Annotated in this window: 21 protein-coding genes and 1 pseudogene; 17 read left to right on the top strand and 5 right to left on the bottom strand. The window is 70.9% G+C overall.

Going from position 1 to position 26,358, the window contains the following annotated elements; translation table 11 throughout:
* The 9 genes from ACZ4VI_RS02870 to ACZ4VI_RS02830 are packed head-to-tail and all read left to right on the top strand — an operon-like array spanning nucleotide 1 to nucleotide 8,872.
* Nucleotides 1–819 carry an MlaE family ABC transporter permease gene (locus tag ACZ4VI_RS02870; protein ID WP_467995994.1) on the top strand — a complete coding sequence of 273 codons (819 nt, stop codon included), beginning with the start codon at nucleotides 1–3 and terminating at the stop codon, nucleotides 817–819.
* 6 nt (nucleotides 820–825) lie between these two features.
* A complete protein-coding gene (locus ACZ4VI_RS02865; RefSeq protein WP_467995992.1) occupies nucleotides 826–2,070 on the top strand; it encodes an MCE family protein in 1,245 nt (414 codons plus the stop codon).
* Nucleotides 2,067–3,095, top strand: a complete 1,029-nt coding sequence (locus ACZ4VI_RS02860; protein WP_467995991.1) for an MCE family protein — start codon at nucleotides 2,067–2,069, stop codon at nucleotides 3,093–3,095. Before ACZ4VI_RS02865 ends, ACZ4VI_RS02860 begins: the two co-directional genes overlap by 4 nt.
* The gene (locus ACZ4VI_RS02855) at nucleotides 3,092–4,075 is read left to right on the top strand and encodes an MCE family protein (protein ID WP_467995990.1); all 984 of its coding nucleotides are present in this window, start codon (nucleotides 3,092–3,094) and stop codon (nucleotides 4,073–4,075) included. The genes ACZ4VI_RS02860 and ACZ4VI_RS02855 overlap by 4 nt, the downstream gene beginning before the upstream one ends.
* Nucleotides 4,072–5,208 carry an MCE family protein gene (locus ACZ4VI_RS02850; protein WP_467995989.1) on the top strand — a complete coding sequence of 379 codons (1,137 nt, stop codon included), beginning with the start codon at nucleotides 4,072–4,074 and terminating at the stop codon, nucleotides 5,206–5,208. The genes ACZ4VI_RS02855 and ACZ4VI_RS02850 overlap by 4 nt, the downstream gene beginning before the upstream one ends.
* The gene (locus ACZ4VI_RS02845; protein WP_467995987.1) at nucleotides 5,205–6,494 is read left to right on the top strand and encodes an MCE family protein; all 1,290 of its coding nucleotides are present in this window, start codon (nucleotides 5,205–5,207) and stop codon (nucleotides 6,492–6,494) included. The genes ACZ4VI_RS02850 and ACZ4VI_RS02845 overlap by 4 nt, the downstream gene beginning before the upstream one ends.
* Nucleotides 6,491–7,681, top strand: coding sequence for an MCE family protein (locus ACZ4VI_RS02840; RefSeq protein ID WP_467995986.1), 1,191 nt, complete (start codon nucleotides 6,491–6,493; stop codon nucleotides 7,679–7,681). The genes ACZ4VI_RS02845 and ACZ4VI_RS02840 overlap by 4 nt, the downstream gene beginning before the upstream one ends.
* Before the next feature lie 5 nt (nucleotides 7,682–7,686).
* Nucleotides 7,687–8,202 (top strand): hypothetical protein, encoded by a 516-nt coding sequence (locus ACZ4VI_RS02835; RefSeq protein WP_467995985.1) that lies wholly within the window; start codon nucleotides 7,687–7,689, stop codon nucleotides 8,200–8,202.
* A 25-nt stretch (nucleotides 8,203–8,227) separates the two neighbouring features.
* Nucleotides 8,228–8,872 carry a hypothetical protein gene (locus tag ACZ4VI_RS02830; RefSeq protein ID WP_467995983.1) on the top strand — a complete coding sequence of 215 codons (645 nt, stop codon included), beginning with the start codon at nucleotides 8,228–8,230 and terminating at the stop codon, nucleotides 8,870–8,872.
* 21 nt (nucleotides 8,873–8,893) lie between these two features.
* Here the strand turns inward: ACZ4VI_RS02830 and ACZ4VI_RS02825 are convergent.
* The 3 genes and pseudogenes from ACZ4VI_RS02825 to ACZ4VI_RS02815 all read right to left on the bottom strand — a co-directional run.
* Nucleotides 8,894–10,402: pseudogene (locus tag ACZ4VI_RS02825) on the bottom strand (carboxylesterase/lipase family protein); the annotation flags it as partial.
* A 146-nt stretch (nucleotides 10,403–10,548) separates the two neighbouring features.
* Entirely contained in the window at nucleotides 10,549–11,454 is a 906-nt protein-coding gene (gene surE / locus ACZ4VI_RS02820) for a 5'/3'-nucleotidase SurE (protein ID WP_467995981.1), read from the bottom strand.
* A gap of 130 nt (nucleotides 11,455–11,584) precedes the next feature.
* On the bottom strand, nucleotides 11,585–12,829 hold the full coding sequence (locus ACZ4VI_RS02815; protein WP_467995979.1) for an MFS transporter: 1,245 nt from the start codon (nucleotides 12,827–12,829) through the stop codon (nucleotides 11,585–11,587).
* A 497-nt stretch (nucleotides 12,830–13,326) separates the two neighbouring features.
* On the opposite strand from ACZ4VI_RS02815, the gene ACZ4VI_RS02810 reads away from it, so the two are divergent.
* The 4 genes from ACZ4VI_RS02810 to ACZ4VI_RS02795 all read left to right on the top strand — a co-directional run bounded on the left by ACZ4VI_RS02810 (nucleotide 13,327) and on the right by ACZ4VI_RS02795 (nucleotide 19,037).
* Nucleotides 13,327–14,046: a phosphatase PAP2 family protein gene (locus ACZ4VI_RS02810; protein ID WP_467995977.1), complete on the top strand. Its 720-nt coding sequence runs from the start codon at nucleotides 13,327–13,329 to the stop codon at nucleotides 14,044–14,046.
* Between the two features lie 251 nt (nucleotides 14,047–14,297).
* Complete coding sequence (locus tag ACZ4VI_RS02805) at nucleotides 14,298–15,848, top strand: carboxylesterase/lipase family protein (protein ID WP_467995975.1); 1,551 nt, start codon at nucleotides 14,298–14,300, stop codon at nucleotides 15,846–15,848.
* A gap of 176 nt (nucleotides 15,849–16,024) precedes the next feature.
* On the top strand, nucleotides 16,025–17,899 hold the full coding sequence (locus ACZ4VI_RS02800) for a glycoside hydrolase family 3 protein (protein WP_467995974.1): 1,875 nt from the start codon (nucleotides 16,025–16,027) through the stop codon (nucleotides 17,897–17,899).
* A gap of 130 nt (nucleotides 17,900–18,029) precedes the next feature.
* Entirely contained in the window at nucleotides 18,030–19,037 is a 1,008-nt protein-coding gene (locus tag ACZ4VI_RS02795; protein ID WP_467995972.1) for a LacI family DNA-binding transcriptional regulator, read from the top strand.
* 22 nt (nucleotides 19,038–19,059) lie between these two features.
* On the opposite strand, the gene ACZ4VI_RS02790 is transcribed toward ACZ4VI_RS02795, so the two are convergent.
* Together ACZ4VI_RS02790 and ACZ4VI_RS02785 are read right to left on the bottom strand one after the other, a co-directional pair.
* Nucleotides 19,060–19,809: a phosphatase PAP2 family protein gene (locus tag ACZ4VI_RS02790; RefSeq protein ID WP_467995970.1), complete on the bottom strand. Its 750-nt coding sequence runs from the start codon at nucleotides 19,807–19,809 to the stop codon at nucleotides 19,060–19,062.
* A 107-nt stretch (nucleotides 19,810–19,916) separates the two neighbouring features.
* Entirely contained in the window at nucleotides 19,917–20,906 is a 990-nt protein-coding gene (locus tag ACZ4VI_RS02785) for an alpha/beta hydrolase fold domain-containing protein (RefSeq protein ID WP_467995969.1), read from the bottom strand.
* A gap of 369 nt (nucleotides 20,907–21,275) precedes the next feature.
* Here ACZ4VI_RS02785 and ACZ4VI_RS02780 point away from each other — a divergent pair, with 369 nt between their 5' ends.
* The 4 genes from ACZ4VI_RS02780 (at nucleotide 21,276) to ACZ4VI_RS02765 (ending at nucleotide 26,346) form a co-directional block, all read left to right on the top strand.
* Nucleotides 21,276–21,635: an ATP-binding protein gene (locus tag ACZ4VI_RS02780; protein WP_467995967.1), complete on the top strand. Its 360-nt coding sequence runs from the start codon at nucleotides 21,276–21,278 to the stop codon at nucleotides 21,633–21,635.
* 104 nt (nucleotides 21,636–21,739) lie between these two features.
* On the top strand, nucleotides 21,740–23,368 hold the full coding sequence (locus ACZ4VI_RS02775; RefSeq protein ID WP_467995966.1) for an AMP-binding protein: 1,629 nt from the start codon (nucleotides 21,740–21,742) through the stop codon (nucleotides 23,366–23,368).
* 13 nt (nucleotides 23,369–23,381) lie between these two features.
* Nucleotides 23,382–23,876: an acyl-CoA thioesterase gene (locus tag ACZ4VI_RS02770; RefSeq protein ID WP_467995964.1), complete on the top strand. Its 495-nt coding sequence runs from the start codon at nucleotides 23,382–23,384 to the stop codon at nucleotides 23,874–23,876.
* Nucleotides 23,877–23,973: 97 nt separating this feature from the next.
* Entirely contained in the window at nucleotides 23,974–26,346 is a 2,373-nt protein-coding gene (locus ACZ4VI_RS02765) for a bifunctional salicylyl-CoA 5-hydroxylase/oxidoreductase (protein WP_467995963.1), read from the top strand.
* Nucleotides 26,347–26,358: the final 12 nt, after the last annotated feature.

Here is a 26,358-nt window from a genome sequence, read left to right as displayed (position 1 = left end):
GTGCGACGACTTCTCGACCCCCCACTGCGCTCCCTCGAGGAGCTGGGCACGCAGCTGGTCTTCTACGGCCGCTCCCTCGCCTGGACCGGCCGCACCCTGCGCCGCTACAAGAAGGAGGTCCTGCGCCTGCTCGCCGAGGTGAGCTTCGGCCGCGGAGCGCTGGCCGTCGTCGGCGGCACGGTCGGCGTGATCGCCTTCCTCTCCTTCTTCACCGGCACCGAGGTCGGCCTCCAGGGCTACGCCGCGCTCAACCAGCTCGGCACCTCCAACTTCGTGGCCTTCCTCTCCGCGTACTTCAACACCCGCGAGATCGCCCCGCTCGTCGCCGGGCTCGCCCTCTCCGCGACGGTCGGCGCCGGATTCACCGCCCAGCTCGGCGCGATGAGGATCAGCGAGGAGACCGACGCGCTCGAGGTGATGGGCGTCCCCTCGCTGCCGTTCCTGGTCACCACCCGGATGATCGCCGGTTTCGTGGCCGTGATCCCGCTGTACGTGATCGGGCTGCTGTCCTCCTACTTCGCCGCCCGGACCATCACCACCGGCTACTACGGCCAGTCCAGCGGCACGTACGACCACTACTTCCAGCAGTACCTGCCGCCGGTCGACGTGCTGTGGTCCTTCGGCAAGGTCATCGTCTTCGCCCTCGTGATCATCCTCGTCCACTGCTACTACGGCTACCACGCGAGCGGCGGCCCGGCCGGCGTCGGCGTCGCCGTCGGGCGCGGTGTGCGGACGTCCATCGTGGCCATCAACGTCCTCGACTTCTTCCTCAGCCTGGCGATCTGGGGCGCCAACACGACCGTACGGATAGCGGGGTAGGGGCCGATGCGTCGCACCATCAGACTGAGGCTGTACGGGATCGTCTTCATCGCCGTCATCGCCCTGCTCCTCTCCCTGTCCGTCGCCGTCTACCAGCAGGCGTTCACCTCCGTCGTACGGATCACCCTGGAGGCCGACACCCTCGGCAACCAGCTGGAACCGCGCGCCGACGTCAAGCTGCGCGGGCTGCTCGTCGGCGAGGTGCGCGAGGTACGGGCCGACGGCGAGAAGGCCACCCTCGGTATCGCGCTCAAGCCGGAGCACGTCCGCCTCATCCCGTCCGACGTCAACGCCCGGCTGCTGCCCAAGACCCTGTTCGGCGAGAAGTTCGTCGACCTGGTCGCGCCACCCACGTCTTCTTCCCGGCCCATCCGCGCCGGTGACGTCATCACCCAGGACCGTACGACGGTCGGCATCGAGCTCCAGCGGCTGATGAACGACCTGCTGCCACTGCTCCGTACCGTACGGCCGGGGGAGCTGAACGCCACCCTCTCCGCGTTCTCCACCGCGCTCGAAGGCCGAGGCGAGGACATCGGCGAGAACCTCGTCCGCCTCGACACCTACCTGCGCAAGCTCAACCCGCACATGCCCTCCCTCAAGGAGGACATCTCCCGGTTCGCCGACGTGGCCGAGGTGTACGGCGAGGCCGCCCCCGACCTGCTGCGGATCCTGGACAACACCCTCACCACCAGCCGGACGATCGTCGAGAAGCGGGACCAGCTCGCCTCGCTCCTCCACGAGACCGCCACCGCCGCGAACACCACGGAGGGCGTACTCGACGAGAACTCCGCCCGGCTCATCACCCTGGGCCGCGTCTCCCGCCCCACGCTCGCGCTCTTCGCCCGCTACTCGCCGGAGTACCCCTGCCTGCTGGCCGGTCTCGTCCGCCAGGAAGCGGCGTCCGAGGAAGCGTTCAAGGGCGGGAAGATGCGCATCACCCTGGAGTTCGTCCGCCCCCGACCCCCCTACCGACCCGGCGAGGAACCGCGCTATGCCGACCGATCGGGCCCCAACTGCCGAGGGCTGCCCCACCCCCACGTCCCGGCACCGCCGCTCAAGCTCAACGACGGTACGTCGGCGCAGAGTTCAGGTGGTCCCGTGTCCGTCCCCATGTCCGGTACGCAGGCCGAACAGCACGCCGTCGCCTCGCTCGTGGCCCCGGTCATGGGCGTGTCCGCCGACGAGGTCCCGGCCGTCACGACCCTGCTCTTCGGGCCGCTCGCACGGGGAACGGCGGTGAGCCACGCATGAACGCCCGCTCCACAGCCCCCCAGCTCGTCAAGCTCGGCATCTTCGCCGTGGTGACCATCGCGGCGACCGCCGTCCTCGCCGCCACCATCGTCAATCTCTCCTTCACCCCCCAGGAGACGTACACCGCCGTCTTCAGCGATGTCACCAGCCTGGAGGAGGGCGACGACATCCGGGTCGCCGGCGTGCGGGTCGGCGAGGTCGAGGAGATCAGGATCAAGGACCGGTCACTGGCCGAGGTCACCTTCAGCGTCTCCCGCGACCGGCCACTGCTCACCAGCACCCGCGCCGTCATCCGCTACCGCAGCCTGGTCGGTCAGCGGTACGTCGCCCTCACCGAAGGCGTGGGGAACGGCAAGCGGCTGGCTCCCGGCGGCGTGATCCCGCTCTCCCGTACCGAACCGGCCCTCGACCTCAACGCCCTGCTGAACGGCTTCAAGCCGCTCTTCGCCGCGCTGAGCCCCGAGGACGTCAACCAGCTCGCCACCGAGATCGTCAAGACCCTCCAGGGCGAGGGCGGTACGGTCCGCAGCCTGCTGGCGCACACCGCCTCGCTCACCACCACGCTCGCCGAACGCGACAAGCTCATCGGGTCCGTGATCACCAACCTCAACACCGTCCTGACCACGGTGGACCAGCGCAGCACCCGCTTCTCCGACCTCATCACGCAGCTCCAGCGGCTGATCTCGGGCCTGTCCGCCGACCGTAAGCCCATCGGCGAGTCGCTGGCCGGCATCAACGGTCTGACGCAGGCCACCGCGGGCCTCCTCAAGGACGCCCGCCCGCCCCTGAAGACCGACATCGCCGAGCTGGCCGAACTCACCGGAACGCTGAACGACCACGAGAAGACCGTGGAGGGCGTCCTGCAACGGCTGCCGAACAAGCTGAACAAGCTGACCGGCACCGCGTCGTACGGCTCCTGGTTCAACTTCTACCTCTGCGACTTCGACGGCCGGATCGTGCTGCCGAAGACCGACGAGGTCATCACCCCCGAACTCCACGTCGCCCGGGCGAGGTGCGGCCGATGATCCCCTTCCGTGAACGCAACCCCGTGACGATCGGGGCGGTCGGCCTCACCACCCTCGCGCTGCTGATCGCCGCCGCGTTCAACGTCGAGAGCCTCCCGCTGATCGGCGGCGGCGACACCTACACCGCGGCCTTCTCCGAGGCCGGCGGCCTGCGGCCGGGCGACGAGGTACGGATCGCCGGCGTCAAGACCGGCAAGGTCGACGAGGTCGAGCTGGCCGGCGACCACGTCAAGGTGACCTTCCGGGTCGAGGGAGACCCGGAGCTCGGGACCAGGACCGGCGCGTCCATCCGTATCAAGACGATCCTGGGCGCGAAGTACCTCGCGCTGGATCCGCAGGGTCCCGGACGGCTGAAGCCCGGAGCCGAGATCCCGCTGAGCCGCACGGTCCCGGCGTACGACGTCGTGGCAGCCTTCAGCGACCTCACCACCACCACCGAACAGATCGACAGGCAGCAGCTGGCCACCGCCCTGGACACCCTCTCCACCACGTTCGAGGACTCACCGGCCGAGGTCAAAGCCTCCATCCAGGGACTCGCGAAGATCTCCCGGACCGTGGCCTCCCGCGACGAGGCGCTGCGTGAACTCCTCGACCACGCCAACGGCGTCACCGGGGTACTCGCCGCGCGGAAGGACGAGTTCGGCAAGCTGGTCAAGGACGGCGACAAGCTGTTCAAGGAGATCCACGCACGGCGCCAGGTCATCCACTCCCTGCTCACCAGCTCCGTCGCCCTCGGCATCCAGCTCTCCGGCCTGGTACGCGACAACCGGGCGGCGATCGGCCCGGCACTCACCCGCCTGAACACCGTGGTGACGATGCTGGAACGCAACCAGGCGAGCCTCGACCGCAGCGTCCAGCTCCTCGCCCCCTTCGCCAGGCTGTTCACCAACACCCTCGGCAACGGCCGCTGGTTCGACAGCTACATCCAGAACCTCGTCGCCCCCACACCGGTGACCCCACGGACAGGAGGGTCACGATGAACAAGCGCATCATCCGCCGCCTCGCGCTCGCCACCGTGCTGCTGGTCGTAGCGGGCCTCGCCGTCGTGTACCTGCCCGCGGAACCGAAGGTCCGGGTGACCGCGTACTTCCCGCGTACGGTCGGCATCTACCCCGGCTCCGACGTACGCGTGCTCGGCGTCCGCATCGGCGAGGTCAAGGAGATCACGCCGGAGGGCGACCGGGTGCGCGTCGAGCTGGAGTACGCGGCCGAGTACAAGGTCCCGCCGGACGCCAAGGCGGCGATCATCAACTCCTCGGTGGTCAGCGACCGTTACCTCCAACTGCTCCCCGTCCACCGCGGCGGCCCGGCGATGGAGAACGGCGCGGTCATCCCGCTGGACCGCACGGCCGTGCCGGTCGAGCTGGACCGCGTCTTCGACAGCCTCCGTACGACGTCGGACGCGCTCGGCCCGCAGGGCGCCAACAAGGACGGTTCGCTGTCCCGGCTGCTCGCCGTCAGCGCGGACAACCTCCAGGGACAGGGCACGCAGCTGCACCAGACGGTCAAGGACCTCTCGCAGGCCGTCACCACCCTGTCCGACGGCCGGCAGGACCTGTTCGGGACCGTACGGAACCTCCAGGCGTTCACCGCCGCGCTGGCGGCCGACGACGCCTCCGTCCGGTCGTTCAACGACAGCCTGACCAAGGTGGCCGAACAGCTGGCCGGGGAACGCAAGGACCTCGCCGCGGCGATCACACACCTGGCGGCGGCCCTCGCCGACGTGTCCGACTTCGTGAAGAAGAACAAGAAGGCACTGACCGCCGACGTGAAGGGCCTCTCCAAGGTGACCGGAGTCCTTGTCACCCAGCGCGCGGCCCTCGAAGAGCTGCTCGATGTCATCCCCGCCGGTCTGACCAATCTCCACAACGCCTACAACCCGGAGTCCGGCACGCTCGACACCCGCAGCAATCCCGAGCAGCTCCAGGACCCGGCCGCCCTGCTGTGCTCCCTGCTGAAGACGACGGGGGACGAGGGCTCGGGCAAGGCCGCCGACTGCCAGAACCTGAAGAAACTGTTCGACTCCCTGCCCGAGCTGCCCGAGGCCGACCCGGTCACCGGAGCGCCCTCGATGGACAAGACACTCGGCGGAATCCTGGAGGCCCGTACATGACCGCCCCCCGAAACGTGGCGCTGTGGGCTGCCGCCGGCTCACTCCTCCTTGGCACCGGCTGCGAGTTCAACGGGCTGTACGACGTTCCCCTGCCCGGCGGAGCCGCCGCGGACGGCAACAGCTACCAGGTCACGGTCGAGTTCCGGGACGTCCTCGATCTCGTACCGCAGTCCACGGTGAAGGTGAACAACGTCACCGTCGGCGCCGTCGAGTCGGTCGAACTGGTCGGCTGGCACGCCCGCGTGCGACTGCGCGTCGCCGACTCCGTCAAGCTGCCCGGCAACGCGATCGCCGAGCTGCGGCAGACCAGCATGCTCGGCGAGAAGTACGTGTCGCTGTCGGCACCGACGACCGAGAAGCCGGTCGGCAGGCTCGGCGACGGCGCGCGGATCCCGCTCTCCCGCTCCGGCCGCAACCCGGAGATCGAAGAGGTCCTCTCGGCCCTGTCGGCGCTGCTCAACGGCGGCGGCGTCGCTCAGCTCAAGACCATCACCACGGAGCTGAACAAGGCCCTGGACGGCCGCGAGGACCGGGTCAAGTCCCTGCTCGGCGAGCTGAACACCTTCATCGGCGGCCTCGACGCGCAGAAGAAGGAGATCGTCCGCGCCCTTGAGGGCATCGACAAGCTGGCCGCGACCCTCGCCAAGGAGAAGAAGACGATCGGCGAGGCCCTCACCACCGTCCCGCCCGCGCTGAAGGTCCTCGCCAACCAGCGGACCAAGCTGACCACCATGCTCACGTCGTTGTCGAACCTCGGCGCGACGGGGACGAAGGTGATCAACGCGTCGCGGGCCGACGTGATAGCCAATCTCCGCGCGCTGCAACCGATCCTCGGGCAGCTGAACAAGGCGGGCGCCGATCTGCCCAACGCCCTTGAGCTCCTGACGACGTATCCGTTCCCCCGCAATGTCGTCGACGCGATCAAGGGCGACTACGTCAACCTCAAGGTCACCGCGGATCTCGACCTGCGCAGCGTCTACGGCAACCTGGCCGACGAGCCCGCGAAGCCCGGCACGCCGGGGAAGCCCGGAAACCCCACGACTCCCGGGCTGCCGGGGCTGCCCACCCCTGCCCTCCCCGGCGTCCCCGCCCCCGGGCTCCCCGAGACCCCGCTGCCTTCGCCAACCCCCGGCGCCCCGGCGGCGCCGGGCGGCGACACCGACCTGGCGTGCCTGCCTCTCTGCAGCCCGGCCAACCCGGTCTCGTACAGCCGCGGTGAGGCCGGCTTCCCGCCCGGCGTCGACCTCGCGCTCGCCGAGCTGCTCACGAAGGGACTGGTGCCGTGATCACCCGTACGGTCAAAGCCCAGTTGCTCGCCTTCGCGCTCATCACGGGTGTCGGCGTGTCCTACGTCGGCGCCGAGTACACCGGACTCGTCGACAGCCTCCTGGACCGCGGATACACCGTGCGGGCCGAGTTCGCCGACTCCGGAGGCATCTACTCCGGCGCCGAGGTCACCTACCGCGGAGTGCCCGTGGGCCGCGTGGGCGACCTGCGGCTGACCGAGTCCGGCGGTGTGTCGGTGGCGCTGCTCCTCGAGGACTCCCCGAGGATCCCGGCGGACAGCCTGGCCGTGGTCGCGAACCGCTCGGCCGTCGGCGAGCAGTACGTGGATCTGCAGCCGCGCTCCGCGAACGGCCCCGAACTGCGGGACGGCAGCACCATCCCGCGCCGCAACACCCGGGTGCCGGTACCCACCACCGAGATGATCCTGAGCCTGGACCGGCTGGTCGAATCGGTGGACAAGAAGGACCTGCGGATCACGGTCGACGAGCTCGGCAAGGCGTTCTCCGGCACCGGCCCGCACCTGACCCGTCTCGTGGACTCGGGCAACGCCCTGGTCGAGTCGGCCTCCGGCTCGCTCCCCGAGACGATCGCGCTGATCGAGGACTCCAGGAAGGTCCTGAAGACCCAGGCCGACCAGGGCTCGTCGATCAAGTCCTTCTCCCGCGATCTGGCGGCGCTCACCGCCCAGTTGAAGGCGAGCGACGGGGACCTCCGTGGCCTGATGGCGAACGGCACCTCCGCCGCCCGGGAGGTCGACGCGCTGATGAAGGACAACCGGCCGCACCTCCCGGTCCTCCTCGGCAACCTGATCAGCGGCGGTCAGATCACCCTCGCCCGGCTGCCCGGCGTGGAACAGACCCTGGTCACCTTCCCCGTGGTGGTCTCGGGCAGCTACACCGTGGTGCCCGGAGACGGCACCACCCACTTCGGCATGGTCGTCAACGCCGACGACCCGCCGGCCTGCCGTCAGGGGTACGGCACCACCCAGCGCCGCGACCCCGCCGACACGAGCGACCGGCAGGCCAACACCGACGCCCACTGCGCGGCCCCGCGCGGCGGCGACACCTCCGTCCGGGGCGCTCAGAACGCTCCCGGACAGTCCGTCCGGATCGGCTCGACGGGCGGAGCACAGACCGTGTTCGGAAAGGACTCCTGGCAATGGCTGCTCGTGGGACCCATGGCATGAAGGCCATGACTCGTGTACTCCTCACGCACGCGGCCCGGCCGCTGCGTCACCGGTGGTCGGTGCCGGTGCTGGCCGTCCTGGCCGCCGCTCTGACGGCCGCCTCGGTCCTGCTCGGCATACGGCTGTACGAGCGCCACGAGGAGGACCGGCGGAACCAGGACATCCTGGCCGCCGCCCGCCAGTCGGCGCTCAACTTCACGTCGCTCGACTACCGGCACTACGACCGCGACAGCAAGAACGTGCTGAACGGCGCGACCGGGGACTTCAAGAAGCAGTTCGCGGCGCAGACCACGCAGCTGACGAAGATCGTCGCCGACAACAAGTCGGTCTCCGAGGGCCAGATCCTCGACGCCGGCATCGCTCAGGCCGACGAACGGACCGCCCGCGTCCTGGTGGTGGCCGACAGCAAGGTCACCAACGTCGCGGCCCCCCAGGGCACGTCCCGTAACTACCGCCTTCAGCTCGACCTCGTCCTCGAGGACGGGCAGTGGCTGACGTCCAACGTCGAATTCGTCGGCTGACCGTCGGCTGAAAAGGAGAAAGACCGTGGCGAACCAGACTCTGCGAGCGGCAACCGTCCGAGCCGCCGCCAAGCGCGCCGAACGCGCCGAACGGGCGGCGCACCAGCCGAACGAGCCCGAGGCCACGCCGGAACCGACGCCGGAACCGACGCCGGACCCCAAGCCGACCACCCGGACGGGCAGCCGGCCCGGCCGACTCGGCGCGGTGCTCGCCGTCCTGGTCCTGCTGGCCGTGGCCGCCACGGCCACCCTCGGCTGGCAGTACCGCGAGGCGGAGCGTACGACCCAGGCACGCACGGCGGCCCTGGCCGCGGCACGCAAGGCCGCCCCGGCCATCCTGTCGTACGACTACCGTCACCTGGACCGCGACTTCGCCGCGGCCCGCACCCACCTCACCAGCCCGTTTCTCGACCAGTACAGCAAGACCACCGAGACCGTGGTCACGCCCACGGCCAAGCAGTACCGCGGCGTGGTCAAGGCCACGGTCGCGACGCCGACTTCGGCATCGGTGATCTCGGCCTCACCGGACAGGGCCGTCATCCTGCTCTTCATGAACCAGCTCACCACCAGCACCCAGGTCACCACGCCCCGCCTCGACCTGAACCGCGTCCGCATGACCCTCGTCCCCACCCCCCAAGGCTGGAAGGTCAGCGCCCTGGACGCGCTGTAACACGCCGGCCCAGAAGTCGCACTGGTGGTCGGCCGCGAAGGTGGTCGAGGTGCGGGTGCGCTCGGGGTGCAGGGTCAGGACCGTGTACCGGTTGCCGATCGGCGGCCAGTGGGTCTCGCCGGCGAGGTAGGGGCTGCCCGTGCGGGCGAAGGCGCCCCATCGGCGCTTCATGTCGTCGGCGAAGGCGACCTGTTCGGGGGTGAGCGGGCGGTCGGCCATGGTGAAGTCGTGCAGATAGGCGAGTTCGGCGCTGTGGGCGTTGGCCATGTCGAGGCCGGGTACCTGGGCTCCGGAGAGGGTCGGGGACTGTGGGTCGTCGAACTCGTAGACGTAGGTGGGGGTTTGTGAGGCCAAGGTCCGAGCGGTGGTGCGTGTGTGGCAGGCGAAGGTGGAGTCGGTGAACACCGCCGACAGCGCGTCGAACGGAGTGGGGTGGTTCGCCACCGGGTAGCGGGCCAGCACCTGTGGTGCAGCCGGTCCGTACATGGCGTTGATCCGGTCGGTGTACTCCTGCGCCGTCAGGTACGGATCGGTGAACGAGACGAAGAACCGCCCCTCGGCCCGGGTGCTCCCGATCAGGACCGGGACCTTGTGCCAGGAGCCGGCGGCGATCGCATCGGACGGCGCCAAGGGCAGGAGACCGTCACCGAAGGCGGGCCCCGAAGTCGGACGGGTGCGGGCGGCGGCGATCAGGTCGCCGGAGGGAGCCGTACGCAGACAGGCGGCGCGGGTGGCGGGATCGGGGCAGCCGGCAGCGGCCGCGAAGTCCCGGGCGGCGTCGGCGGCCTGCGTGGCATCGGGCGGCCGGATCAGGGTGCACGGTCCGCTCTGGAGTATGGCGCGGGAGAACAGCCCGGCGGTGCGGGGCGAGGTGAGCATCGCGCAGACGGAAGCGCTGCCGGCGGACTGTCCCCAGAGGGTGATGTTGGCGGGGTTCCCGCCGAACAGGGCGATGTTGTCGCGCGTCCAGTTCAGCGCCGCGATCTGGTCCATCAGCCCGTACGATCCGGAGCTCGGGACGTTCTCCCGGGTGAGTTCGGGTACGGCCAGGTAACCCAGTTGTCCGAGGCGGTAGTTGACGCTCACGACGACGCTGCCGGTGAGGTCGGCCATGGTGCGGCCGGCGAACTGAGTGCCCGTGCCCACGGCGTACGCGCCGCCGTGGATCCAGAGCAGCACCGGCAGACGGTCACCGGGACGGGCGTGGCGTGGCCGGTACACGTCGAGGTAAAGGCAGTCCTCGCTGACGTGGTCCGGGTCGAGGAGCCCGTGGGGCGCGAACTGCAGGCATGCCGGCGCCTGCCGGGTGGCTTCCCGTGTTCCGTTCCACCGGGGGGCCCGCTGAGGCGGGCGGAACCGGAGGTCTCCCACGGGTGGTGCGGCGTAGGGGACGCCCAGGAACTCCTCAGCCGGGCCGTTCACTTGACCGGCGAGCCGGCCCTGACCGGTGGTGACGGCCGGGCGCACCGTGGCGGCGGCCGCAGGGTGCGCGCACAGCGCCGCTGCGGCGAGCACCAAGGCCAGCACCATCGAGGGGACGATCGAGCGTGTCATCCTTGTCAACTCTCCTCCAAAGGATGCCAAGTGCATGACAGCCGGCTGGTTCCGACGCGGCACACCGCCCCTCCCCGTGGCAGCGGTGCCGCCGTGACGAGGAGCGGTCGTGCCGGGTCGGTCTACGGACGCAGGCCGCTCAGGAGTGTCGCCGTCGCGGCGAAGTCCGCGGCACCGCTGTTCCAGTCCGGGGTTATGGGGGTGAGGGACACCTTGTCGGCGCTGACCGCTTCCACGTCGCCGCCCTTCCGGGCGGTCGCCGGGACCAGGCGGATGTCCACCTTCCAGGTGCCGTCGCCGGAGTCGGTGTAGTCCGCCTTGAGGCCCTGCTGCGGATCCTGGGTCGTGACGGAGGCACCCCGTGCGGTTCCCGTACCGTCCGCACCGACCACCGGGTGGTTGACGTTGAGACCCACACCATCGGGCAGCAGCCGGCCTCTCTTCGCCTGTGTCCGAAGCCGGTCGATGAGCTTGACGGTGAAGTCGTTGGTGGGCCGCATGGCGTTGAGGATCTGCTCGGGAACCGGGACCGCCATCTCGCCCGTGCTCACCGCGATGGCGGGCACACCGTGTTCCAGGGCGGCGATGGCGCCGCCGACCGTTCCGGAGTGCGTCGCCAGGGCGGCCACGTTGGGTCCGAAGTTGGTGCCGGAGACCACCAGGTCCGGGGCGCGGTCGGCGAAGACCCCCGACAGGCCGAAGGACACGGAGTCGCCGGGCGTGCCGTCGACGGCCCACACCCGGGGCTCGGGGTGCTGGACCTTGATGGTGCTGCCGCTCATCAGCTTCGTCCCGGTCCCGCTCTGGTTGGTGAGCGGGGCGACGATGGTGACGTCGTGACCCGCTGCGGTCAGCCGCTGGAACAGCATGCGGATTCCGGGGGCGTTGTAGCCGTCGTCGTTGGTCAGCAGGATGCGCAGCGGGCCGGCCGGTCCACTCGGCGGAGCGGCGCTCGCCGGCGCCGTGCCGGTCAGGGCCGGCGTGCACAGCAGCAGAGCGGCCAGGGGCAGGACGCGCTTGCGTCTCACGGGTACTCCTTCGATGAGAGAGAACAAGGTCGGAGAGGCAGAAAAGGAGGGGGAGGGGTCGACCGGCGGGCGCATGACCCCCTGGCACGGCCCGCCGGAGCTTCGTCAGGCGGTACGGCGGTACGGCCGGTCAGCGCACCCCGCGGATCGGGACGATGGCCAGCGCACCCAGCAGCGACAGGGCGCCGCCGATGAGGAACAGCGGGGTGTAGCCGCCGAGCGCGGTCACGATGGCGGAGGCGACAAAGGGCGCGATGATCTGGGGCCCTGCATTGGCGATGTTCAGTACGCCCATGTCGCGAGCGGCGTCCTCCGCCCGGGGCAGTACCAGCGTGACCACCGCGGTGTCCACCGCCATGAAGCAGCCGAAACCCAGGCCGTTGAGGGCGCTGAACACCAGCATGCCCGTCCAGGTCGGGCTGATCACGGGGACCGCCATCACGGCCCCGGCGAGCGCCGCGGACACGCCGACGAAGATCTTCCGCCGGTTCCATCGGTCGGACAGCAGACCGCCGACGACCGTGGACAGAGCCATCGCGGCCATCGACACCGGCGTGAGCACCGCCATGGCCTCGGGCGGGGTCAGTCCGTCGGGCAGTGCGATGTGGTCGTCGAGGATGTACAGCTGGTAGCCGATCACGGAGAAGTAGCCGAGCACCATCAACGCACGTCCGATGAAGGCCCACCGGAAGTCGTGGTGGGACAGGGCGGACAGGAAGGCGGCGAGGCGTTCCCGCTTCGGGGCGGAGGGCACGGGCTCGCGCCGCGGTACATCGCGGCAGAAGCTCGCGAGCAGCAGCGCCGCACCGGCCGCCACGGCTCCGAGTACCAGATAGCCGGTCGTCAGCCGGTCCACCGTCTGCGAGGCGATCATCACGCCGACGACGCCGCCGACGGGCAGAGCCAGCCCGACCACGGCGGAGGCCGTACCCCGGCGGGCGGCCGGGATGCGGTCGGGCACGATGGCGGTGACGGCGGCCTGGTAGACGTTCATGGTCGCCTGGACCAGGCACCATCCGATGCCGACCAGCAGCGCGGTGTGGACACTGCCGAGGAACGCCAGCCCGGCAAGGGAGGCAAGGGCGCCACCCAGAACCCACGGGTTCCGGCGGCCGGTACGGTCCGACAGGGCGCCCGCGATCGGGTTGAAAGCGGTGGCGAAGATCGAGCTCACACCGCCGACGATGCCGAGGATCGCGACCTTGTTCGCCGGATCGATGGTGGCGATATGTGTCGGCAGCAGCACCGAGCCGACGCCCATGTACACGGCGAGCATGGAGGAGTTCGCGAGCAGGAGGAGCAGCAGGAGCCCGCGCCGGCGCGGCGCGGTGACCTCCGGTGACGTCTTCGGCTGGAGCAGTTCATCAGCGGTCATGGTGACCACCGGGCGATGCGGGCGCGTGGTGCGCGCGGCTGGGGATCGGGGCGGGCATGGCGACTCCTTGAGAACGGAGCTGAGCGCGGAGCTGCGAGCTGGAGCAGCGAGGGGCGGAACGCCGGGATGACGTGTTCGTGATGCGGCGTGAGCGCGCAGGCAAGCGCGTCGAGGGTGGCATGGTTACACGTGTTATCCGCGGCTTGCAGCATTGTGTAGCACTCGTACGGCCCATTGGATAGGGGTGGAAGGCATTTGAACGGCGACCGTGACCCGAAGGGTCTCGAGCCCTAGGTGACACGTGTTGCTACTCGCGAGTCGCTCTTGTGCCGGTTGCCGCGAGGGGTTCAGTGTTGGCTTGAAAGGGCCGTGCGCGTCGTGTGTCCCCGCGCGGCCGTTCTGGCGCGGCGCCGTCGCCGACCGCTGCCGTTCGTGTCTCCAGCCGCCGCCTCTCCGTCAGGGGCTGCGGTTTTCCCTGCAGGTTCCGGAGGTCAGTCATGCCCCGTCCGCATGCCGTGTCCGTACCGCCGCCGGCTCCCGGCGAGCCGCTGCGCCACGCGGTCCCGGCCGCCCCGCCCCGGTGGGCCCTGGTGGCCGGACCGTTGCTGTTGATCGCCGCCCTGGCGGCCGGGCTCGCCACTCTCGGTGAAGGTGGGCCCGTCTTCCAGGGCGTCGACGACCTCTGGATGAGGTCGATGGACGGCTCTCCGGACGACGGGGTGACGAGTCTTGCTCTCGCTCTCGATCTCCTTGGCGGGCCCCTCGGGATCGTGGTGCCCCTCGCCCTCACCGGGTGTCTCGCCGTCTACGGGCGCTGGAGATCCGGGGCCTTCGTGTTCGCCACCTGCGTCGCGGCCAACATCGTCCTGCTGCTCCCCGTGAAGCAGATCGTCGACCGCCCGCGCCCGGCGGACGCCTGGGTCCTGGTGAGCGGCGGCTCCTTTCCGTCCGGGCAGGTCTTCACGGTGACGACCCTGGTGATGACTGCCGGCGTGGTGCTCTTCCCGCCCGCCGTGCGGCGCTGGTGGTGGCTGTTCGCCGCCCTGCTCGTGGTGGCGACGATGTGGAGCCGTACCTGGCTGCACGCCCAGTGGCTGAGCGACGCCGTCGCCGGTGCCGTCGCGGGGGCGGGCGTCGTCCTGTTGCTCTGGCGGGCGTTCGCCCGCCTCCTGGAGGAGGAGGCCCTTCGTGCGGCGTCCGGCCGCCTCTGGGACTGAGGCGCGTCGGGAGCTTTCCCGCGTGCCCGTTCGTAGGGATGGTCTCGGCGGCGGCGTCGGGGGCAGCTGCACGGTGGAACGCCCCGATCGGGAGTGTAGCGATTGATTGACGGTCGTCGCATTTACTGCATAACCTCGCTTGTCCGGCTCGGCGTGCGCCGGCCCCCACCTTGCTCCGCTAGGCCCGGCCGAGTCGGCCGGTGCCGACGGCGCCGATGCCGCCCGGTGCATCAACGATCAGGAGGACAAGCATGGTTGACACGCAAGGCGGGGCGCCTCCCGTCGTACAGCTGCCGACCGGTCGGCTGCGCGGAAGCGTCGAGGGTGGCGTCGCGGTGTTCAAGGGCGTGCCGTACGCCGCACCTCCGGTCGGGGACCTGCGCTGGCGTGTCGCGCAGCCGCACCCCGGCTGGAGCGGCACGCGGGACGCGACGGCGTACGGCCCGAGTTCACCGCAGATGTTCGTCGAAGGGGGCGACCCCGTCCTGGGCGGTCACGGACACCCGCCGTTCGACGACGACTGCCTGACGCTGAACGTCTGGACGCCGGCCCCCGACGACGCCCGGCGGCCCGTGCTGGTCTGGATCCACGGCGGCGGATTCGTCTCCGGTTCCGGATCGCTGCCCATCTACTCGGGCGAGACCTTCGCGCGGGACGGCGACCTGGTGGTCGTCACCCTCAACTATCGCCTCGGCCCGCTGGGTTACCTTTCCTTCGATGACGAGGCCGAGGCGGATGCGCAGCCAGCCAACTTCTGGCTCACCGACCAGCTGGCCGCCCTGCGGTGGGTGCGCGACAACGTCGCCCGCTTCGGCGGGGACCCCGACAGCATCACGGTCGCCGGCCAGTCCGGCGGCGCCATGTCGACGGCCGCCCTGGCCGGGCACCCCGAAGCGCAGAAGCTGTTCCAGCGGGCCATCCTGCAGAGTCCGCCCTTCGGGCTGCACATCCCCACCCGTGCCGAGTACCGGGACCGCGTCGACGCCTACCTGCGGTTCGCCGGTGTGAAGGACGTCGGCGAACTCCGTCGCCTGCCGTGGCCGCGGCTGATCGAGGCCGTCGGCGGGCTCTTCGCGCACACCACCCGCTGGGGATACTGGCCCACCCCCTTCCTGCCCGTACGGGACGACGTTACGGTCTTCCGTCATCCCGCGCAGGCCCTCCTCCGTGGCCCGGCGACGGACATCGAGGTCCTCATCGGCTGGACCCGGGAAGAGGCCAACTTCGGCTTCGCCCTGGACCCCGGGTACGCGAAGGCCACCCGCGAACAGGTCCTCGCGCGCATCGCGGAGACCTTCGGAGCAGGGCAGGCGGACGACGTGTACGCCGCATACGCACGGACCCGCCCCGGCGCCCGGCCCACCGACGTGCTCATGGACCTGATCACGGACGAGCTGTTCCGCCTGCCCTGCCTGGAACTGGCCGAGGCGAGGGCGGCCCTGGGGCGCCCGGTCCGGGCGTACCAGTTCGACCTTCCGACGCCCGCGCACCAGGGGCGGCTCGCCGCCGCGCACTGCCTGGAACTCCCCTTCGCCTTCGACAACTTCGACAGCTGGGGGCACGCTCCGCTCGTCGACGGGATCGATCCGGCCGTGGGGCAGGGGCTGGCGGCGAGCATGCATCGGGCGTGGATCGCCTTCGCCCGGACCGGCGACCCGAACCACGCCGGCTTGCCGGCGTGGGGCCCGTACCGGGCGGACGCCCGCACCACCATGCGATTCGACTCCGTCACGCTCCCCGTGGACGACCTCGCCGGGCATACGCGTCGCCTGCATCGCCGACGGACGACGGCCGCCGCGTAGCCACCGTTACCGAAACGTCTCACGCGGGGGCGCATGCCACAGTCTGTTACACGTGTAACGTCACTCCCGGGCCGTCTCAGGGGGGCGCGGCCCAGCCGGTCCCGAGCTCCTGACGGCTCGGGACCGGCCACCTGCCCCGCACTCGCCCCCTCCACGCGAACCGGAAGAGAGCACCGATGGCCCACCACGTGGCGGCCCGGCCGCGCACCCTCACCGCCCCCGACGGCACCGTCTTCCGTGACCTGAACGGCAACGGCGTGATGGAGCCCTACGAGAACCCGAGCCTGCCCGTGGGCGAGAGGGTCGCCGACCTCGTCGGCCGCATGACCCTGGAGGAGAAGGCCGGCCTGCTGTTCCAGACCATGATCGCGATCAATCCGGACGGAACTCTGGTGGAGCCGGAACCCGGCGCGCCCGACGACGATCCGATGCGCGCCTCCACCTCGGCCATGGTGAGCGGCAAGCTCATGAACCACTTCAACCTCTTCGGCGCCGCGGCCCCGCGTCGCATGGCCGAATGGAACAACCGTCTCCAGGACCTGGCCGCGACGACCCGGCTGGGCATCCCGGTGACCATATCCACCGATCCGCGCCACGGCTTCATCGACAACCCCGCGGCCAGTGCGCACACCGAGGGTTTCTCGCTGTGGCCCGAGCCGCCCGGCCTGGCGGCGATCGGGGACGAGGAACTCGTCCGCCGGCACGCCGACATCGTCCGCCGCGAGTACCTCGCCGTCGGCATGCGGCTCGCCCTGCATCCCATGGCCGACCTCGCCACCGAGCCCCGGTGGGCCCGCATCATGGGCACGTTCGGCTCCGACGCCCACGTCGCCGCCCGCATGGTCGCCGCCTACGTCCGCGGTCTCCAGGGCGAGACGCTCGGCACGCACAGCGTGGCCGCGATGACCAAGCACTTCCCCGGGGCGGGACCGCAGATGAACGGGGACGACGCCCACTTCCCGTACGGTCGCGAGCAGGTCTACCCCGGCGGCAACTTCGACTACCACCTGATCCCCTTCGAGGCCGCCTTCGCCGCGGGGACCTCCCAGATCATGCCCTACTACGCCATGCCGGTCGGCACCCCGTACGAAGAGGTGGGCTTCGGCTTCAACAAGGGCGTCATCACCGGACTGCTTCGCGAGAAGTACGGCTTCGACGGCATCGTCTGCACGGACTGGGGCCTGGTCAGTGACAGCCGGATCTTCGGTGCGCCCTTCCCTGCCCGCGCCTGGGGCGTGGAGCATCTGGACCGGCTCACTCGCGTGGAACGGATCCTCGACGCCGGGGCCGACCAGCTCGGCGGCGAGGCCGCGCCCGAACTCGTCGTGGAACTGGTCCGCGCGGGCCGGGTCGACGGCGAACGCCTCGACGCCTCGGTCGCCCGCCTCCTGCGCGAGAAGTTCGTCCTCGGCCTCTTCGACGACCCGTACGTCGACCCGGACGCCGCCGAACGGATCTGCGGCAGCGCCGAGTTCGCCGCGGAGGGCCTGGCGGCCCAGAGCCGGTCGATCACGATTCTCAAGGACCGCCCGAGCGAGGCGGTGGAGCCGCTCCTGCCCCTGCGCCCCGGCATCCGGATCCACGTCCAGGGCGTCGACCCCGAGGTCGCCGGGCGGTACGCCACCGTGGTGGACGGTCCGGAGGAGGCCGACGTCGCGGTGATACGGATCAACGCGCCGTACGACGCGCGGACCGAGGGCTTCGAGAGCTTCTTCCGCGCCGGCCGGCTCGACTTCACCGCGGAGGAACTGCGGCCGCTGCTGGAGATTGCGGCGGCCGTGCCCACCGTCTTCGACGTCTTCCTCGACCGCCCCGCGGTCCTCCCGGAGATCACCGAGAAGGCGGCGGCCCTCGTCGCCGACTATGGCGCCTCGGATGTCGCACTCCTGGACGTGCTCTTCGGCCGTACGAAGGCCGAGGGCCGGCTGCCGTTCGAGCTCCCCCGCTCCATGGAGGCCGTGATGGCCGGCTGCGAGGACGTGCCCAACGATTCACGGGACCCGCTCTTCCCGTACGGCCACGGGCTGGACGTGGAGCCGCTGGCGTCCTGAACGGACCGTGTCGACGGGGGCGCTGCCGGATGCGAGACGCGGCAGCGCCCCCTGACGTTCTCGGCGCAGTAACGCGTGTAACCTGGGCCTTGGCCGATCGGCCGAAGGACGGGACGAGTCAGGGGACGTCATGGCTAAGAAGCCGACCGCGGCGGCCGCCGTCACGAGCGCGGACGTGGCGCGCCTGGCGGGCGTGTCGCGGGCGACGGTGTCCTTCGTCCTCAACAACACGCAGGCGCACCGGGTCAGCGACACCACACGCGCCCGGGTACTGGCGGCGGCCGAGCAGCTGGGGTACGTACCGCACGCCGCCGCCCGGTCGCTCCGGGCCGGGCGCAGCAATCTCGTGCTGATCCCCGCTTCGGTCTCGGCGGCCGGACGCCTGGTCAGCGAATGGGTCGACGACCTGGAGAGCGAGCTCGAACGCCACGGGTACGTCCTCGTCCTGCACGCCGGGCGGTTCCCCGACCCGGTGAGCGCCGCCCGGGCCTGGGCGGAACTGCGCCCGGCGGCGGTCGTGGCCCTGGAGGGCGACAGTCTGTCCGGGCAGGCCGTGGACGTGCTGAGCAGGGCGGGGGTACGCGGGGTGCTGGCGTTCGCGTCCCGGGAGGTGGCCGGCGTCCATACCGTCGACTTCGACCAGGCGCGCATCGGCGCGCTCGCCGTCGAGCACCTGGTGACGCAGGGGCGACGGAGGATCGGCGTGATCATGCCGCAGGAGCGCGGCCTGGCAACCTTCGCTCGGCCGCGCCTCGCCGGCGCCGAGGGCGTCGCCGCCCGCAGCACGGCGACGATCACCCCGGTGGACCTGTCCTACACCCACGAATCCGCCGCCGAACTCGCCGGGCGCTGGCGGGAGCTGGGCCTGGACGGGGTGTTCGCCTACAACGACGAGTACGCCGCCCTGCTGCTGCACGCCCTGCGCAACGAGGGCGTCTCCGTTCCGGAGGACGTTGCCGTCGTCGGCTGCGACGACCTGGTCCTGTCGGCGCTGCAGCAGCCCCCGCTGACGTCCGTACGCCTGGACCTGCCCACGCCCGCGCAGATCGCCGACGCCCTGCACGAACTGGTGGACCGCGGTGCACCGCCGGAGATGCCGGGCGTGGAGCCCGTGCTGGTGCACCGTCAGTCCTCCTGAGCCTGCCAGCCCTTCTGAGCCGTCAGTCCGCCTGAGGATCCCGGCCGCGCACGGCCTCTTCGCGGTTCAGCAGCGGAGTGAAGGCCCACCACAGCACGAGGGCCGTTCCGGCTCCCGTCGTGGCACCGGCCAGGGTGTCGCTCAGCCAGTGCGCGTGCAGCCAGGTGCGGCTCCACATCATCGCCAGTGTGAGGACCGCGCCGGCCGCCCACCAGCCGCGCCGACGGCCCGCGGGCACGAGCAGGGCGACCGTGATCACCACGAGGAGGGCCGTTCCGGCCACGTGTCCGGACGGGAACGAACCGTGGTCCACACGGACCAGGGGGTCGGCGGGGCGGGGCCGGTCCACCCCGTACTTCAAGGCCTGGACGACGAGGAGGTTCCCCACCAGGTACGTGGTCAGCAGGCAGAGCAGCGACGGCCAGCGCTTCCGGACCGCCAGGAAGACCAGCAGACCCACCGGGACCACCACACCCAGCGGCCCGCCGAACCAGTCGAGCGCGGCGGCGACCACCTCGTACGGGCCGTCGTGCGGGCCTCCCATCCACCGCAGCCACGTGTCATCGAGAGGCTGCAAGACCGGTCGCTCGGGGCGCGAGAGTACCGCGGCGGCGAGCACGGCGGTGACCAGCAGGAAGAGGACTCCGAACACGAGCGGGCCGGAGCGCGGGGCAGTGGGGGAGGGGCGGCTGAGCCGTGACGGCACCGGCGCCGCAGCGGGCGTCACCGGAGTCGGGGTCGGGGTCGGAGTCGGGGTCGGAGTGCCGGTCATGGGATACCTCTCGCGGGGTGCGGGTGCGGGTGCGGGTGCGGGTGCGGGTGCGGGTGCGCGGGGCACCGTGATGACGGCGCCCCGCGCAGGGTGTTCGACGGCTGTGCTCAGACGCCCAGGTGGCGGGCGAGGAAGGCGACGCTCTCGGTGACGATCGGCGCGACGTCGGGAGCGCCGAGGAAGATGTGGTCGGCGCCCTCCACCGGTCGCAGGGTGACGTCACCACCGGCGCTCCGAAGCGCTGCGGCGAGGGTCTCGCTCTGGCTGTACGGCAGCAGGCGGTCCGCCGTTCCGTGGATCAGGAGGAACGGGGGCGGGGTGGCGGAGCCCACGTAGGTGACCGGGCTGGCGGCGCGGGCGAGCTCAGGCCACTGCTCCGGGGTGCCGCCCAGCAGGGCGCCGAAAGGGTTGGGGTACTCGGCTCCGTTCGGCGCGGGCGGCATGGGCAGCGGGTGCGAGAGCAACACGCCGAGGTCCGTGGCGGGGTACCAGCTGACGACGGCCTGCACGGCACTGTCCTCGTCGTGGACCCCCACGGCGCCCTCCAGTGCGACGGTGCCGTCGGCCCCGTCGGCCCCGTCGGCCCCGTCCGGCCCCACAAGCCCGGCGAGCGCGGCCAGGTGTCCGCCCGCCGACTCACCCATGACGCCGATCCGGTCCTCGTCGATGCCGAGCTCGGCGGCGAAGCGGCGCACGTACCGGATGGCGGCCTTCGCGTCGTGCAGCTGGGCCGGGAAAGGGGCCTCAAGGCTGTGCCGGTAGTCGATGCTGATCAGGGCGAGGCCGGCGCCGAGGACCGCGCCGTGCAGCACCTCCACCGGCACGGTCGGCGGCGGGAAGCGGCGGTCGCCCTCCAGCCAGCCGCCGCCGTGGATCCACACCACGGCCGGGACGGGGCGCTCGGACGCCGGTACCTGGACGTCGAGCAGGCACGGCCGGTATCCCACGGTGGCCGCATAGGTGAGTCCGTCGAAGCGGCGCACCCCGTCCTGGCCGACCAACGGCGGAGCGGGGGCACGGAAGGGCGGCGGCGGCCATGCCGACTCGATTCCGGCGGGCGGCTGTGCGGCCGGGGCCGTGGGAGGTGATTGCGTCATGTCCGCCTCTTTCTGCGGGTATGTGGCAGAACTCCCATTGAATGTCCGAAATGCGTTGCGATCTCAACGGGGTCCGCCTAAGGTTGTTACACGTGTAACACAATAGGTGCGGCGTCGTAAACGCCTCGATCGTCGATGCGTCGGATGGTGTGTGACCCGAGAGGTTACACGAGATAGCACGGCGTGCGTCGCCCCTCTCGCCAGGGAGTCCCCATGCCCGGTCCCGTGTTGTCCCCGACTGCCCCGCTGCCCCGCTCGCGCAGCGAGGCGCCCACCCGTTCCGCCCCGTCGTCCGCCTCTTCCCCTCCGCCTCCGGGGCGCCGGCTCGCCTGCTGGGCGGCGCGGGGGGCGGCGTTCGAGGTTCCCAGGGTGCGGGCGCGTCTGCGCCGCACGCTCGAAGGCTGGGGCGTCGCACTTCCTTGCGTCGAGCTGCTGCTGTTGGCCGGCACGGAGCTCCTGTCCAACGCCGTCCGGCACGCCGGCGGCGCGGGGGGTCGGCTGCGGGTCACGGTCGCCCTCGGTGGGGGCCGGCTGCAGCTCGACGTCGCCGACGGAGACCCCTGCCTGCCGCGCTTCGGTGAGGGCATTCGCCTCGATGCCGACGCGGATGCGGAGGGCGGTCGCGGTCTCGCGATCGTGAACTTCCTGGCCGGCGAGGCCGGCGGTGAGCTGACGGCGTTCCGTGCGGCGTCCGGCAAGGTCGTGAGGATCCGCGTCCCGTTCGCGTGACGGATCGTCATAAAAATCAATGTCGTGAAAACTTGACGCTCGTCAATTTAGCGAAATACTTGCCGCACTCCCTCCGCTGCCCCCGAAACCGAGGTGTGCGCCCCATGGAGCTCTCCCCGTCCGCCCACGTGGACGCCTTCTGCCGCGACCGGCTTCCTCCCTTCCTCCTCTGGCCTCAACTGCACTTCGACCTCCCGGAGTTGACGTATCCGGACCGCCTCAACTGCGCCGTCCGCCTGCTCGACGACGGCGCCGAACGATGGGGCGCCGACCGGCCTTGCCTGCTCACCCCGACCGACCGGTGGACGTACGGCGACCTGCTGCGCCACGCCAACCAGGTGGCGCAGGTCCTCACCGAGGACCTCGGTCTGGTCCCCGGCAGCCGGGTGCTGCTGCGCGGCCCCAACAACCCCTGGCTGGTCGCCTCCTGGTTCGGCGTGCTCAAGGCGGGCGGTGTCGCGGTCACCACCATGCCGATGCTGCGGGCCGCGGAACTCGCGCAACTGCACGAGATCAGCCGGCCCGTCGTCGCCCTGTGCGACCACAGGTATGCCGACGAGTTGCGAGCCGCCGACACGCCGGGGCTGACCGTCCTCTCCTACGGTGGCGACGGCGAGGGCGACCTGACCCGCCGCTGCGCGGTCAAGGACGGCGTGTTCGACAACGTCCTGACCGCCGCCGACGACGTGGCCCTCATCGCCTTCACCTCGGGTACGACCGGGAAGCCCAAGGCGACGATGCACTTCCACCGGGACGTGCTCGCCAACGCCGACACCTTCTCCCGGCACATCCTCAAGCCCCGGCCGGACGACGTCTTCACCGGCACGCCGCCGCTGGCCTTCACGTTCGGACTCGGCGGCCTGGTCGTCTTCCCGCTTCACGCCGGGGCGGCGACGTTGCTCGTCGAGCAGGCGTCGCCGCGGCGACTGGCCGATCTCGTCGCCGAGCACGGCGTCACGGTCCTGTTCACCGCCCCCACCGCATACCGGGCGATCATGGCCGCCGGTGCCGCGGACCAGCTGTCCGGCCTGCGCAGATGCGTGTCCGCCGGGGAGGCCCTGCCGGCCCAGGTGTGGGAGGACTTCCACGCTGCGACCGGGCTGCGCATCATCGACGGCATCGGCGCCACCGAGATGCTGCACGTGTTCATCTCCGCCGCCGACGACGACATCCGCCCCGGGGCGACCGGCAAGCCCGTTCCCGGGTACCGCGCGATGATCGTCGACGACGCCGGTGTGCCCGTTCCCGACGGGGAGCCCGGCCTGCTCGCCGTCACCGGCCCGACGGGCTGCCGCTACCTCGACGATCCGCGCCAGACGACGTACGTCAGGAACGGCTGGAACATCACCGGCGACACCTACCGGCGGGACGCGGACGGCTACTTCTGGTACGTAGCGCGCAGCGACGACATGATCGTCTCCTCCGGCTACAACATCGCAGGCCCGGAGGTCGAGAAGGCGCTCCTCGACCACCCCTACGTGGCGGACTGCGGCGTCGTCGGGGCGCCGGACGAGCGGCGCGGCATGGTCGTCAAGGCGTATGTGGTCCTGGTCGACGGCGTCGCCGCCGGCGAAGCCACCGTCAAGGAACTCCAGGACCACGTCAAACAGGCCGTCGCGCCCTACAAGTACCCGCGCGCGGTCGAGTTCGTGACCGAACTGCCGCGCACCAGCAACGGAAAGCTGCAGCGCAACGTGCTGCGCCGGCGTGCTGCGAACGCGGCCGGCAGCTGAGAGAAGGCTCTTCATGGAAACCCCCATCACCCACCCCGCGACCCCGCCGATCGGCAGCTGTGCCGAGGGGGCCGCCGAAGACGGCGAGTTGAACCTGCCCAGCATCGTCATCGAGCGTCGCGTCGAATGGCCCGACACCGATGCCGCCGGCCACTACCACCACTCCACCGTCGTGCGCTGGGTGGAGGCGGCGGAGGCCGCCCTGTTGCGCCGCCTGGGCCTCGCCCACCTCTTCGGCAGCACTCCGCGTGTGCACTTCGAGGCCGACTACCGGGCACGGCTGTGGTTCGGCGACCTCGTACGCATCGAACTACGCGTCACCAAGGTCGGCACCACCTCGCTGCACTACGCCTTCACCGTCCGCGCCCAGGGCGACGAGGTGGCGGCCACCGGCCGGATGGCGATCGCGCACTCCTCCTCACGCGCCTCGGGCTCCACGCCGTGGCCGGACGACGTGCGCGAGCTCTTCACCAAGGCGGGCGTGCAGGCTCCCGAAACCCTCGGCTGAGACGCCGGTTCATGCAGGCCAAGCTCATGTATATAGCTTTCTTGACGATCGTAGGAATTACGGCATACGTTGTTCCTCGAACCACTAGGAGGACGCCGTGCGCGTAGCAGTCATCGGCGGAGGGCCCGGCGGGCTGTACTTCGCGGCCCTGGCCAAGCAGCTCTCACCACACTGGGAGATCACCGTCTGGGAGCGGAACGCGGCCGACGACACCTTCGGCTTCGGAGTGGTGTTCTCCGACGAGACCCTCGACGGCATCGCCCAGGCCGACCCGGAGGTCTACGCGGCCATGTCCGCGGAGTTCGCCCGCTGGAGCGACATCGACGTGCGCTACCAGGGGCAGGTGCTCACCTCGGGCGGCCACGGTTTCGCCGCTCTCGGCCGCAAGCGCCTGCTGCAGATCCTCCAGGAGCGGTGTGCGGCCCTGGGAGTGGACGTGCGCTACGGCACGCTCGCCCCGTCCGCGGCCGAACTCGCCGCCGACCACGACCTCGTGGTGGCGAGCGACGGCGTACGGTCGCAGACCCGGAGCGCGTACGCCGACACCTTCGGACCGGACCTGGACGAACGGCACTGCCGCTACATGTGGCTCGCCACCGACAAGGTCCTCGAAGCCTTCACCTTCATCGTCGCGGAACGCGACTTCGGGACCGTGCAGGTCCACGCGTACCCGTTCGACGACACGCGCAGCACGTTCATCGTCGAGATCGACGAGGACTCCTGGCGGCGGGCGGGATTCGACGCCTTCGCGGCGCGCGACCTCCCGCCGGGGGCGGACGACGAGGACAGCATCCGGCTGTGCGAGGAGATCCTCGCCGAACACCTCGACGGCCACCGGCTGATACCCAACGGCTCCCGGTGGATCCGCTTCACCACGGTGCGGAACAGGACTTGGCACCACGAGAACATCGTTCTGCTCGGGGACGCCGCCCACACCGCTCACTTCTCCATCGGCTCCGGCACCAAGCTCGCCATGGAGGACGCCCTCGCCCTGGCCGCCTGCCTCCACGAACACCCGGACGTGCCCCGCGCGCTCGCCGCGTACGAGTCCGAGCGCAAGCCGGTCGTCGAGTCCACGCAGCGGGCCGCCCAGGCCAGCCTCGAATGGTTCGAGAACGTCGGCCGCTACACCCGACAGGAACCGCTCCAGTTCGCGTTCAACCTGCTCACCCGGAGCCGGCGGGTCACCTACGACAACCTGCGCGTGCGCGACGAGGCGTTCACCGGGGCGGTGGACACCTGGCACGAGGAGAGCACGGCGATCGGCGGCCAGGCCGATTCGGCGCCCCCGATGTTCCGGCCGTTCCGGCTGGGCGGGGTGCGCCTGCGCAACCGTGTCGTCGTACCGCCCACCGCGCTGTACTCCGCGCAGGACGGTGTACCGGGAGACGTCGAACTCGTCCACCTCAGCACGCAGGCAGTGGGCGGCTCGGGGCTCGTCATCGCCGGTATGACGGCCGTCAGCGCCGACGGACGGGCCACCCCCGGCTGCCCGGGCCTGTACACCGACGAGCAGGAAGCGGCCTGGCGCCGGATCGCCGACTTCGTCCGCGGGCAGTCGGACACCCGCCTCGGCATCCAGCTCACCCACGCCGGACGGCGCGCCGCGACCGGCACACCGCGGGCCGACGGCCGGTGCCACCCCCTCGGCGAGGACGGGTGGCCGCTGGTAGCCGCGTCCGCCCTGCCCTGGGACACGGCGAGCGCGACGCCCCGCGAGGCGACCCGCGAGGACATGGACGCGATCGGGCAGGACTTCGCCGCCGCGGCCCTGCGTGCCGACCGGGCCGGCTTCGACGTGCTGGAACTCCAGTACGGCCACGGGCACTTGATGTCCGGCTTCCTGTCACCGCTGACCAACACCCGGACGGACGAGTACGGCGGCGGCCTCACGAACCGGATGCGCTTCCCCCTGGAGGTCCTGCGCGACGTACGCGCGGTATGGCCCGCTTCCAAGGCCCTGATCGTCCGGATCTCGGCTGCCGACTGGGCCGACGGCGGCATCGCAGAAGCCGACGTGGTCGAGCTGTGCCGAGCCCTCGCCGAAGCGGGAGCGGACGCCGTCGACGTCTCCACCGGAGAGGTCGTCGCACACGAGCGGCCCCGCTTCGGCCGCAGCTACCAGACGCCCTACGCCGACCTGATCCGCAACACCGTCGGCGTACCCGTCATCACCGTGGGCGCCATCTCCACCTACGACGACGTCAACTCCCTGATCCTGGCCGGTCGGGCCGACCTGTGCGCCGTCGGCCGCGCCCAGCTCCACGACCCGCTGTGGACGCTCCACGCCGCGGCCGCCCAGGGGTACAGGGGCCCGGCCGCGCCCTGGCCGGCGTACTGGAAGGCGGGCAGCCGCCGGCCGCCGGGCGCCCGCACCGACCGCATACCGCCGCGCCTCCAGCTGCTCCGGGACGAACCCACTCCCGTGCACCAGCGGTGGCTTCCCGAGCCCGTGACAGCAGCCGTCTGACATGGAGGAACA

This window comes from Streptomyces sp. NPDC029169 (assembly GCF_055563935.1).
Note: the sequence above shows the minus strand (reverse complement) of the source record. Positions and strands in the feature narration are given on the sequence as shown.